Annotated in this window: 9 protein-coding genes; 5 read left to right on the top strand and 4 right to left on the bottom strand. The window is 59.6% G+C overall.

All coding sequences use genetic code 11. From position 1 onward, the window contains the following. The first annotated feature begins 378 nt into the window (after positions 1 to 378). A complete protein-coding gene (locus tag A3EC_RS0108300) occupies positions 379 to 3,852 on the top strand; it encodes a bifunctional proline dehydrogenase/L-glutamate gamma-semialdehyde dehydrogenase (protein WP_018024724.1) in 3,474 nt (1,157 codons plus the stop codon). A gap of 34 nt (positions 3,853 to 3,886) precedes the next feature. Here A3EC_RS0108300 and A3EC_RS0108295 read toward each other — a convergent pair whose 3' ends face one another. Then, the gene (locus A3EC_RS0108295; protein ID WP_018024723.1) at positions 3,887 to 5,044 is read right to left on the bottom strand and encodes an acyl-CoA dehydrogenase family protein; all 1,158 of its coding nucleotides are present in this window, start codon (positions 5,042 to 5,044) and stop codon (positions 3,887 to 3,889) included. Between the two features lie 243 nt (positions 5,045 to 5,287). Here A3EC_RS0108295 and A3EC_RS0108290 point away from each other — a divergent pair, with 243 nt between their 5' ends. The 3 genes from A3EC_RS0108290 to A3EC_RS0108280 are packed head-to-tail and all read left to right on the top strand — an operon-like array spanning position 5,288 to position 7,929. Beyond that, on the top strand, positions 5,288 to 6,208 hold the full coding sequence (locus tag A3EC_RS0108290) for an ABC transporter substrate-binding protein (protein WP_040428283.1): 921 nt from the start codon (positions 5,288 to 5,290) through the stop codon (positions 6,206 to 6,208). Then, positions 6,208 to 7,143 carry an amino acid ABC transporter permease gene (locus tag A3EC_RS0108285; protein WP_018024721.1) on the top strand — a complete coding sequence of 312 codons (936 nt, stop codon included), beginning with the start codon at positions 6,208 to 6,210 and terminating at the stop codon, positions 7,141 to 7,143. The genes A3EC_RS0108290 and A3EC_RS0108285 overlap by 1 nt, the downstream gene beginning before the upstream one ends. Further along, positions 7,144 to 7,929 (top strand): amino acid ABC transporter ATP-binding protein, encoded by a 786-nt coding sequence (locus A3EC_RS0108280; protein ID WP_018024720.1) that lies wholly within the window; start codon positions 7,144 to 7,146, stop codon positions 7,927 to 7,929. A 27-nt stretch (positions 7,930 to 7,956) separates the two neighbouring features. Here A3EC_RS0108280 and A3EC_RS0108275 read toward each other — a convergent pair whose 3' ends face one another. The 3 genes from A3EC_RS0108275 to A3EC_RS0108265 all read right to left on the bottom strand — a co-directional run bounded on the left by A3EC_RS0108275 (position 7,957) and on the right by A3EC_RS0108265 (position 10,596). Then, a complete protein-coding gene (locus A3EC_RS0108275) occupies positions 7,957 to 8,715 on the bottom strand; it encodes a sulfite exporter TauE/SafE family protein (RefSeq protein WP_018024719.1) in 759 nt (252 codons plus the stop codon). Positions 8,716 to 8,745: 30 nt separating this feature from the next. After that, positions 8,746 to 10,089: an NADP-specific glutamate dehydrogenase gene (gdhA, locus tag A3EC_RS0108270; RefSeq protein WP_018024718.1), complete on the bottom strand. Its 1,344-nt coding sequence runs from the start codon at positions 10,087 to 10,089 to the stop codon at positions 8,746 to 8,748. Between the two features lie 123 nt (positions 10,090 to 10,212). Further along, on the bottom strand, positions 10,213 to 10,596 hold the full coding sequence (locus A3EC_RS0108265) for a hypothetical protein (protein ID WP_018024717.1): 384 nt from the start codon (positions 10,594 to 10,596) through the stop codon (positions 10,213 to 10,215). A 23-nt stretch (positions 10,597 to 10,619) separates the two neighbouring features. Here A3EC_RS0108265 and A3EC_RS0108260 point away from each other — a divergent pair, with 23 nt between their 5' ends. Beyond that, complete coding sequence (locus A3EC_RS0108260; RefSeq protein WP_018024716.1) at positions 10,620 to 11,957, top strand: DUF4921 family protein; 1,338 nt, start codon at positions 10,620 to 10,622, stop codon at positions 11,955 to 11,957. Positions 11,958 to 11,962: the final 5 nt, after the last annotated feature.

Raw genomic sequence — 11,962 nt, 5'->3', positions numbered from 1 at the left:
CGGTGGCGGTTTTTCAATTCGTCAATAAGCGGTGGTGTTCCGCGCCAACCCCCGCGCTATTTTCCGTAGCAACAGTTCTGTTATGCTCATGAGCAACCGCCAGCGGCCGGCTCACCGCAGCCAACATCACCGCAGGAAGACGGCCACTTTTGAATAAGTAAATAGTCTTAAACTTTTGCCGCTTTCACACACCGAAAGCCCGTTTGAGAGGGGGTTGTGCCCACCATGCATAACAACCGCCCACGCGTCCGCTTCAGCAGCGACCGTCCGCCGACACAGTAGTCCCGCCTTGCCGGACACTGTGTGCCTTTTCGCATGCAGATTGTCCTGAGCATCCACTCCCCTTTTTCTCTCTTACGGATCTAAGGACTACTTGCCATGACCACCCCTCAGCCTTCGGGCTCCCCTTCCGCACATCCAGCTGCCCCGGCAAACTCCGCCGACGTCGACAACATCGTTGACGCTGCCGTCAAACAAGCCCACCAGTGGCTTGCCGCCACGGACAGCACCGTCGACAAGTCCACGCAGCAGCTGGCCGACATGGTGCGCGACCCAGCCGGCATCGACTTCACCATGCGTTTCGTCGACCGCGTCACCCGCCCGGAGGACAATAAGGTCGCAGCAAAAGAGCTGCGCGGCATCCAGAACCTGCCCGACTTCCTCGGCACCGTCAACAAGTCCATGCTGAAAGTCGGCTCCTTCACCAGCCGCATCCTGCCGGACATTGTCATGCCGGCCTCCCGCACCTACCTGCGGAAAATGGTCGGCCACTTGGTGCTCGACGCCAACGGCAAAGCCCTGAACAAGCTGCTTACCCGCGCCGCAGCCGACAACTTCCAGCTGAACCTCAACCTCCTCGGCGAAGCTGTCCTCGGTGAAGTAGAAGCGCAAAGCCGCCTCGACCGCACCCGGGAACTGCTGGCCAACCCACGCGTCACCTACGTCTCCATCAAGGCGACCTCGGTGTGCGCGCAGCTGAACCCATGGGACATCGAAGGCAATCTGGACCGTCTGAAGGAACGCCTGCGCCCGCTGTACCGCACCGCCCGCGACCGCGACCAGCGCGCATTCGTCAACATGGACATGGAGGAATACAAGGACCTCCACCTCACCCTGCGCCTATTCACCGAGCTGATGAGCGAGGAAGAATTCCTCGACCTAGAAGTTGGCATTGTGCTGCAGGCCTACCTGCCGGACACCTACGAAGCTTTGGTCCAGCTGGCGGAATTCGCGAAGGAACGCCGCGCGAAGGGTGGCGCCAACATTAAGATCCGGTTGGTCAAGGGTGCGAACTTGTCCATGGAGCGGGTGGATGCGGAAATCCACGACTGGCCACAGGCTCCGTACCAGACCAAGGCAGAAGTCGACGCGAACTACATCCGCCTACTCGACTACATCCTCACCCCAGAACACGCCGACAACGTCCGCGTCGGTGTCGCCAGCCACAACCTCTTCACCGTCGCACTGGCCGCCGAACTCGCCAAGCAGCGTGATGTCACCGACCAGCTGGACATTGAAATGCTGCAAGGCATGGCACCAGCACAGGCCAAGGCCGTCCGCGACGCCACCGGCACCGTCATCCTGTACACCCCAGTGGTGCACGCCGAAGACTTCGACGTTGCCGTGTCCTACCTGGTTCGCCGTCTGGAAGAAAACGGCGAAAAGCAGAACTTCCTGCACGCACTCTTCGCGCCAGATGTCGAAGGCCCAGACCACCAGACCCCAATGCAGGACCAGGAGCAGCGCTTCCGCGATTCCGTCCGCGACCGCTGGGCCACGTTTGCCGGACCGCGCCGACTGCAAGATCGCACGGTCGAATCCGTCAATAAGCTCGGAACTTTGTCGGCGCACCAGCCAGGCCATTTCGTCAACGAACCGGACACCGACCCGTCACTGCCGCAGAACCGCCAGTGGGCCGTGGACCTGCTTGCCAACGAACCGGGTCCAGTGCAAAGCGAATCGGTCACCGACCCAGCAGTCATCGATGAGGCCATCGCCACCGCAGTTGCCACCGCTGAAAAGTGGGCAAACACCCCAGCCGAAGAGCGCGCAGCCCTGCTGGATAAGGCCGCCGATGCGCTCGCCGATGGCCGCGGCAAGCTGATTTCCGTTATGACACACGAATCCGGCAAAACCGTCGCCGAAGCCGACCCAGAAGTATCCGAGGCCATCGACTTCGCGCACTACTACGCCGAATCGGCGCGCCAAATCGACGCTGTGACCACCGCAAAGTTCACCCCGCACAAGGTCACCGTGGTTACCCCACCATGGAACTTCCCGGTCGCCATTCCACTGGGCGGCGTGTTCTCCGCACTGGCAGCAGGTAGCGCCGTCATCATTAAGCCTGCCCCGCAGGTGGTGCGCTGCGCCGAAGTTGCGGTCGAACTGCTGCGTGAAGCAGGCATCGGCGACGACCTCGTGCAGTTGGTCAACGCTGATGAAGCTGACGCCGGCAAGCGCCTGATGTCCCACCCAGATGTCGACTCGGTCATCCTCACCGGCTCCTCTGAAACCGCGAAACTGTTCCGCTCTTGGAAGCCAACCATGGCCCTGAACGCGGAAACCTCCGGTAAGAACGCCATTGTGGTCACCCCAGCGGCCGACCCAGACCTGGCGGTAGAGCACGTGTATAAATCAGCGTTTGGTCACGCTGGCCAGAAGTGCTCGGCTGCATCGCTGGTGATTTTGGTGGGCTCGGTCGGCTCGTCTGACCGTTTCCTCAACCAGCTGGTGGACGCGGTATCCAGCCTGAAGGTGGGCTACGGCACGGACATCTCCACCACGATGAACGGTGTCATTGAGGCGCCGGGCGATAAGTTGCTGCGTGGCCTGACCCAGCTTGATGAGGGCGAAACCTGGCTGATTGAGCCGCAAAAGCTCAACGACGAAGGCACCCTGTGGTCGCCGGGCCTGCGCGACGGTGTTAAGCGCGGTTCCTGGTACCACACCACCGAATGCTTCGGCCCAATCCTCGGCATCATGCGTGCGGAGACCCTGGAAGAGGCCATCGCCATGCAAAACGAGACTGGCTTTGGTCTCACCGGCGGTATCCACAGCCTGGATGAAGGCGAAATTGAGTACTGGCTGGAGCACGTTGAGGTCGGCAACGGCTACGTCAACCGCGGTATCACCGGCGCGATTGTCCAGCGCCAGTCCTTCGGTGGTTGGAAGAACTCCTCCATCGGTTCCGGTGCAAAGGCTGGCGGCCCGAACTACGTGGCACAGCAAGGCACCTGGGAAGATGCTGACTTGACCAGCTCTTCGGCGACGAAGATTTCCGTGTCCCGCGACATCACCCAGACGCTGCGCGACTTCCGCGACTACTACACCGAGGAGCAGCTCCCAGCGACCGACCGCAACTGGTTGCAGCGCGCCACCGAGCTGGATGCGTCCGCCTGGGCGACCGAGTTTGGCATTGAGCACGACCACACGGCCATGCTGGCGGAGGCAAACATCTTCCGCTACCGCCCAATGATTGACCCGCTGCATGTGCGCGTCGGTGCCGGCTACCAGCTCCGTGACCTGCTGCGTATTCTGCTGGGCGCGCAGCTCTGTGGCACGAAGCTGCGGATTTCTGCGGCGCCAGACGTGGTCATTGATGTGCCAAACATCCGCTTTGTGACGGAAACCGACGACGCTTACGCCGAGATGATTGAAGCAACGCCAAGCGCACGTGTCCGCGTGATTGGACAGGTCGCAGACTCCGTGCATGCGGCGGCGGCACAGTCCGGCTCCGTCGTCCTAGACCAGCAGGTGCTGGCCGAGGGCCGCCGTGAGCTGCTGACCATGCTGCTCGAGCAGGCAATGTCGATTACCCGCCACCGCTTCGGCTACATCGAACACTCGAAGTAGCCGGGAATCTCTAGCTGGTTCCCACCAGAACCAGCTAGAACTTCAGGGCACCTTTGCCGACAGCGCGGCCAATCATCAGCCGCATAATCTCATTGGTGCCCTCAAGGATGCGCATGACGCGCAGGTCACGAACAATGCGCTCAACGTGGTAATCCTGCAGGTAGCCATAGCCGCCATGTAGCTGCAACGCTTCGTCAGCTACGTGGAAACACTTTTCGGTGACGTGGAGTTTTGCCATTGCGCAGGCCTCTACATAACCGTCGGCTTTCGCGTCGAGTGCGTCAGCGGCGTAGCGCAGCATCAGGCGGGAACTCATCAAGTCGGTCGCCATGTCGGCGAGCCGCTGGCGCAAAGCGTCATTATCAATCAGCTTCTNGCCAAACGCGGTGCGGTCCTGCAGGTAGGCCACCGCGGACTGGTGCGCGAATTCGGCGCCACCTAATGCACACGCTGCGATATTGATGCGGCCACCGTTCAGGCCGCGCATCGCCATGGTGAACCCTTTGCCGAGGCCCTCTTCCCCACCGACCAGCCGGTCCGCTGGCACCCGCACATCATCCAAAATGACTTGGGCGGTCGGCTGATTCTTCCAGCCCATCTTCTTTTCGTTAGCACCGAAGGTCAGACCTGGGGTGTCTTTATCCACGATGAACGCGGAGATGGCCTTGGCCCCATTGTCGCCCGTGCGCGCCATGACTAGGTAGATGTCAGAGGTGCCGGCGCCGGAGATAAATTGCTTGACGCCATTGAGCACCCACTCGTCGCCATCGCGCACGGCGCGGGTAGTCAGAGCTGCGGCGTCGGAGCCAGTGTCCGGTTCGGTGAGACAGTAGCTAGCCAGCTTGTCCATCGCGGCGAGCTGCGGGATGAATTCGGCGCGCTGTTCTTCGGTGCCGAATTCGTCAATCATCCAGGTGACCATGTTGTGAATGGATAGGAAGGCCGCGGTCACTGGACAGCCGCGGGCGATACGGTTGAACACGACAACGCCGTCGGCGCGGGTCAGACCGGTACCGCCGTGGTCTTCGGAGCAGTACAGGGCGCCAACACCGATTTCTGCTAGGCCCCGCATTTGTTCCACCGGGAAGATGGCCTGTTCATCCCAGGTCATGGCGTTAGGCGCAATGTGCTTGTCGACGTAACTGTCGATGACCTCGACCAGTGGTTCTTGGTCTTCCGTAATCCAGCTCATCAGCGACTTCCTTCCTTATATATGACGCGTGTCGCATAGTTGCTTTGAGCACAAAACTACTTGAGCTGCTTGTTGCGCAAAACCAAATGGGTAAAAGGTCAACCACCGTTCACCCCCAGAAAGCAGTATCGCTTCTCTGACGGTGCAGGCAGTCCAACCGCAGCAAAAAATATTCATCAATTTGCATAAATTTCTAGTTTCGGTTCGGGTTCTCGCAGGCCATTGCACTACACTTATGCAATTATGAGCACCCTGATATCTTCTGCCCGGCGGTGGGTGCGCCGCGGCATCGTAGCGTGCGTAGCCACAGCCACCGCCTTAACGACGGCTGCCTGCGTCACCAACACCGAAACTGGAAACCCCGACGGATGGCAGGAAATCAAACCTGCCGCCGTTCCCCAACTTGCAAACCAAGTACCAGCTGACGTCCGTAACCGCGGCACCCTGCGCATCGGCACCAACCCACCGTTTGCGCCCGCAGAATTCAAGGACTCCGACGGCAATATCATCGGATTCGACATGGATCTCGCCCGAGCAGCAGCATCCGTGCTTGGCCTCGAACTCGCCATCAACGAGCAGGACTTCAACCTGATCCTGCCGTCGATTTCCGCCGGTGCCCTTGACGCCGGTGCCTCCGGCTTCACCGACACGGAAGAACGCCGCAAGAACTACGACTTCGTCAATTACCTTGACGCAGGCATCCAGTGGGCACGGCAGCCGGGCAATGACACCACCCGGGAAAACGTGTGCGGCCGCAAGATTGCGGTCCAGAAAGGCACTGTTTCCGATATTGAGGATTACATTGCTGTTCAAGAAGACTGTGCAGCACGGGGCCTTCCTCCCGTCGAAAAGCTCTCTTATCAGGACTCGGGAACCGCAGCGACCGCAGTGCTCCTTGGCCGCGCTGACGTACTGTCCGCCGACTCCCCGGTCTCTGCATGGGCCGTGGCCCGCTCTGACGACAAACTCGAACTCGTCGGAGACATCACCGACGCCTCCCAATACGGGTGGCCAGTACCCAAAGACAGCCCACTGGGACCGCTGCTCGCCGAAGCACTCGACTACCTGATTGCCACCGGCGACTACCAGAAAATCCTCGAGACCTGGGGCCTGGAAGATGGCGCCGTCCCGAACGCAACCCTTAACGGAAAGAAAGAGTGGTAATGAGCGCACCCGCTAACTCAAAGCCAGAAGTCATCCAGGCAAAGCCATTGCCACACCCATGGCGCTGGGTCTTCGCCATCGCCGTGCTTGGCCTATTCGTCTGGTTCTTCTACGGCGCCGCAACAAACGAAGCCTACGGCTGGGACACCTACTTCAAGTACCTCTTCGACACCCGCATCGCCAACGCCGCAGTACACACCCTCGGCCTGACCATCGGCGCAATGCTCCTCGGTGTCATCCTCGGCGCCATCGTCGCAGTGCTGCGGATGTCCCCGAACCCAGTGCTCCGATCCGTGTCCTGGTTCTACCTGTGGATTTTCCGCGGCACCCCGGTGTACGTGCAGTTGGTGTTCTGGGGCCTGCTTGGCTCCATCTACCAGTCCATCAACCTCGGCTTCGCGGAAATCGACCTGGATTCCCTACTGTCGAACCTCTTCCTGCTTGCCATCATCGGCCTCGGCATGAACGAAGCGGCCTACATGGCCGAGATTGTCCGCGCCGGCATCCAAGCGGTGCCCGAAGGCCAAGCTGAAGCTTCCCGCGCGCTGGGTATGAGCTGGTGGATGACCATGCGCCGCACGATTTTGCCGCAGGCGATGCGTATCATCATTCCGCCAACCGGCAACGAGCTGATTTCCATGCTGAAGACCACCTCGCTGGTCATCGCGATTCCGTACTCCCTGGAGCTGTACGGCCGGTCGATGGACATCGCCAATGAGCTGTTCGAACCAGTGCCAATGCTGCTGGTCGCCGCCACCTGGTACCTGGCCATCACGTCCCTGCTGATGGTCGGCCAGCACTACCTTGAGCAGTACTACTCCAAGGGCGCTACCCGCACCCTGACCACCCGCCAGCTCGCCGCCCTAGCGGACGCTGAAGGTGTGCCACCGGCCAACATCCGGGTCACCGGCACCGAATCCGAAGAGGAGCGCTAAATGTCTGAGCAGAACCACACTGACCAGCCAATGATTGTTGCCGACCAAGTCTGGAAATCCTACGGCGCGCTGAACGTGCTCAAAGGCATCAACCTGGAAGTCCAGCCCGGCACCGTCACCTGCCTAATTGGCCCATCCGGTTCCGGTAAATCCACCTTGCTGCGCTGCGTCAACCACCTGGAAAAGGTCACCGCTGGCCGGCTGTACGTCGACGGTGAACTGATTGGCTACCGCGAAAAGAACGGGGTGCTGCACGAAATTTCTGCCCGCGACGCCGCCCGGCAGCGCGCCGAAATTGGCATGGTGTTCCAGCAGTTCAACCTCTTCCCGCACCGCACTGTGCTCGGCAACATTATGGAAGCGCCAGTGCATGTGCAGGGTGTGCCTGAAGCACAAGCCCGCGACACCGCGATGGAACTGCTCCGCACCGTCGGTTTGGAGCACAAGGCGGATGCTTACCCCGTCCAGCTTTCCGGTGGTCAGCAGCAGCGTGTGGCGATTGCCCGCGCGTTGGCGATGAAACCGAAATTGATGCTTTTTGACGAACCGACCTCGGCTCTGGACCCAGAACTTGTCGGAGATGTGCTCAACGTCATGCGGGAACTGGCGGATCAAGGCATGACCATGCTGGTGGTGACCCACGAGATGGGCTTCGCCCGGGAAGTTGCGGACCAAGTCGCCTTCATGGATGGCGGCGTGATTGTTGAGATCGGGCCACCAGAGCAGGTGCTTGGTAATCCGCAGAAGAAGCGTACCCAGGAATTCCTATCGTCCCTGTTGGACTAGAACGCTAGGCGCTAACCCGCTAGGCAACTAAACAGCTAGGCGGGAAATACCGCGCAGCAGCGTCACCAGCGCACCACCGGCAGCCAAGGTCAATGCCAGGCGGTGCGCTGTTTTCGTCGGCACCTTCGGCGCAATTTTATTGCCGAAAAATAGGCCGGTCATCAGCGCGCCGAAACCAACCACCCACAGGTACCACGGCTGCTCCAGCAGCGGGGACTCCGCCAGCGTGAATTGTTTAACCAAGATGGACGTCAGCCCAGAGATAACGAATAGTGGCTGCAGCGTCGCGGAGAACGTTTGGTGGGTCCAGCGGGTAGCTTGTGCGTAAATGGTGATAGCAGGCCCAGCAATGCCAGCCATGGTGTTCATGAACCCACCTGCGGCGCCAGCGGTGACCGAACCGGCCAGGCTTCGGGTTGCCACCAGTTTCTTAAAGAAGGTCGCTAGGCCCAAGCCGAACAGCACTAATCCGCCGACCAGGATTTCTAGGATGGCGAGCGGCGCGTGAGCAACGATGAGGGCGCCGGGGATAGCGCCAATGAGCATGGCGGCGCCGATGCGCAGGACTTGGTCCCATTCGACGTTGCGGCGCACTGTCCATGTTTGCAGCGCTGCGTTAAAGCAGGCTAGGACATTCAAAACCAAAATACCCGCGACGGGCCCCAAGATGAGGCTCAGCGCGGGTCCGCCCACGAGACCAACGCCCATTCCGGATACTCGTTGTAGTGTCGCTCCGATGAAGAAGACAATGGCGACGAATATCAGGATGAGCAGTTCAGTTGGCATGCATGGGAGTGTACCGAACGAGGCTGCGTACTAGATAACACCCTGCGCAAACATGGCGTCGGCAACCTTCTTAAAGCCAGCGATGTTGGCACCAATGACGTAGTCATCTTCGTGGCCGTATTCTGCGGCGGTGTCGCGGGAGCGCTTGAAGATGTCGGTCATGATCTTGCGCAGGCGCTCTTCGGTGTAGTCGAAGGACCAGGAGTCGCGGGAGGCGTTCTGCTGCATTTCCAGTGCGGAGGTTGCTACACCACCGGCGTTGGCTGCCTTGCCTGGGGCGAAGAAGATGCCCTGGTCCTTGAAGTAGTGCACGGCCTCTGGGGTCGATGGCATGTTGGCACCTTCAGAAACGTACTTCACGCCGCTGGCCGCCAAGGTCTTGGCGTGGTCCAGGTTCAGTTCGTTCTGGGTGGCGCTTGGCAGGGCGACATCTGCTGGGATATCCCAGATGCAGCCGTTTTCGATGAACTCTGCGTCGTCGGATTCCTTAGCGTAATCGGAAACGCGGCCGCGACGGACTTCCTTGATTTCGCGGAGCAGTTCAATATCGACACCATTCTTGGTGCGCACGCAACCGGAGGAGTCAGAGAAGCCCACCACGGTCGCACCCAAGTTCTGTGCCTTCTGCATGGCGTAGGTGGCAACGTTACCGGAGCCGGACACCAGCACACGGGCACCGTTCAGGCTTTCGTTGTGGTTCTTCATCATCTCTTCGGTCAGGTACACCAGACCGTAACCGGTGGCTTCGGTACGAACCAGCGAACCGCCCCAGGTCAGACCCTTACCGGTCAAAACGCCGGATTCGTGGCGGTTGGTCAGGCGGCGGTAGGCACCGAACATGTAGCCAATTTCGCGGGCGCCGACGCCAATGTCACCGGCTGGCACGTCACGTTCTTCACCGATGTGGCGGTGCAGTTCCATCATGAAGGACTGGCAGAAGTTCATAATCTCAATGTCGGTCTTGCCCTTCGGGTCGAAGTCCGAGCCACCCTTACCGCCGCCGATTGGCAGGCCGGTCAGGGAGTTCTTAAAAATCTGCTCAAAGCCGAGGAATTTAATGATGCCCAGGTTCACCGAGGGGTGGAACCGGAGGCCACCCTTGTATGGGCCCAGGGTGGAGTTGAACTGGACGCGGAAACCACGGTTGATTTGCACATCGCCGTTGCGGTCGATCCATGGCACACGGAAAATCAGTTGGCGTTCTGGTTCGCAGAGACGTTCAATCAGGCCATTGTCGGCGTAGTGGGGATTCTTAGCCAGGACGATCTTCAGCGACTCCAGCACTTCGGAGACCGCCTGGTGGAATTCTGGTTCGCCTGCATTGCGGCGCAAAACCTGCTGGTAGATGGCCGAGACCTGCTCGTCAACGTTCACAACTGTTCCTTTCCTGCACAAGGCGGGTGCCGAAGTGCCGATACAACCGTTGTTTATACTTGCACGTTATGCGGCTGAACCGGGAATATGGGGTCGGTATTATTGCGCTGCGAAATTTGTTCGCTAGCGCACAATCTCTAAGTACCAAGGGTAATTTGACGCCCCTTGCAGGAATTCGTCAAATTCTCGGAGCATAGGTTCATTCGGCAGTTCCACATCTGGGGTGAGCAATTTCGCCAGTTCCATGGACAAGGCGTTGACGCTGCCGTGGATACTGTCGGCGTTAATGGTGTAGCGGCGCAGCACTCGCCCACCGATCGGCACCTTCGGGTGTTCGCGTTCCCACTGGCCCAACAGTTCTTCAAACACTGGGCCGTCCGCTGCTGGACTGTCACTTTCGACAACATCTGCTGGCTGTCCCAGGCTCACTAACCGCGCGCGCAGCGCATCCGCCAAAATTTCCGACTCTTCCGGCAAAATCAAACAATCGAACACGATGGAAGTCATGCCCGAAGTCTACCCTGGATCGTATGACCCTCCCCCACTTTTCTGGCCCCTCACCCCTGGAAACCCTCGCCGACGGCACGCTGAAGCAAATCAACCCCTTCACCGGCACCGAAGTGTGGACGGTGCCTGGTCGCGGCAACCGCCCGCTGGGCATCCACAAAGCCGAACCGAAACCATTGTCGCCGCAGGACTTTACGAATTCCTCCGCTTTCGGCAGCGACAATTATTTAAAGACCCCGCCAGAAAAGGCACGCATGGTGCGACGTGGCAATGAATGGTTCACCTTGCAGGGGTTATTGCCGGAGCAGCTTTTTGACGAAGTGGCCGAGTTTCGAAGGGTGCCGAATCTATTTGAGATTGTCGGCTACGACTATTGGCAGAAAAACTACGGGTATGAGCCGGACGCGGAAACCGCTGATCGGATGGTGAAGTATCTGGCGGACCCGCAGGGCCGTGAGCATGTGCTGAACATTGTCCGCACCCGGCTGAAGGCTGCGGGAGCTACCCCAGAAGCGATTGCCGAGTTCTCGGAGGAAGAACTCCTAGCCAAAGGTGTCGGCTATTTTGCCGGTGGCCATGATGTGATTGTGGCCCGGCGCCACTTCGTTGACGGCGCTACCCACGATGACCAGCTTGCGGGCTCGGGCACGATGACGGTTGATGAGCATCGCCACTACATTCAGTTCACCGTCGATGCGATGGCTGACCTGTACTCGAGGAACCGCTATGTTCGTTACGTTGCGGTGTTCCAAAACTGGTTGAAGCCGGCGGGCGCAAGCTTTGACCATTTGCATAAGCAGCTGGTGGCGATTGATACCCACGGTGTTCAGGCTGCGTTGGAGACTGCGCGGGTGCGTGCCAATCCGAATGCGTACAACGAGTGGGGTGTGGACTACGCCGCCCGCCACAACCTGACGATTGCAGAGAATGAGCACGCGGTGGCGTTTGCTGGGTTTGGGCACCGCTACCCGACTATTGAGGTGTATTCGAAGTCGGCGACCTGCGAACCGTGGCTGCTATCCGATGTGGAGCGCGATGCGATGGCCGACATTATTCATGCGTGCCATGCGGCAACTGGTGCCGATGTGCCTTGTAATGAGGAATGGCATCACCGCGCCCCGGACCTCGATTTGCGGGTGCCGTGGCATGTCATGCTCAAGTGGCGGGTGTCGAATCTGGCTGGTTTTGAAGGCGGCACGAAGATTTACTTGAACACTATTTCCCCGGCGAATATCCGTGCCCGCGTGGTGCCAGCGATGGAGCAGCTGCGAGCTTCCGGTGAGATTGCGCGGGATCTGCGGCTGGGTGATGAATGCACCAATACGCCAAATAGTTTGAAGTACAACCCGCTTCTTCAGTAACGGTA

It is taken from the genome of Corynebacterium ulceribovis DSM 45146, from assembly GCF_000372445.1.
Taxonomy (GTDB): Bacteria; Actinomycetota; Actinomycetes; order Mycobacteriales; family Mycobacteriaceae; genus Corynebacterium; species Corynebacterium ulceribovis.
Note: the sequence above shows the minus strand (reverse complement) of the source record. Positions and strands in the feature narration are given on the sequence as shown.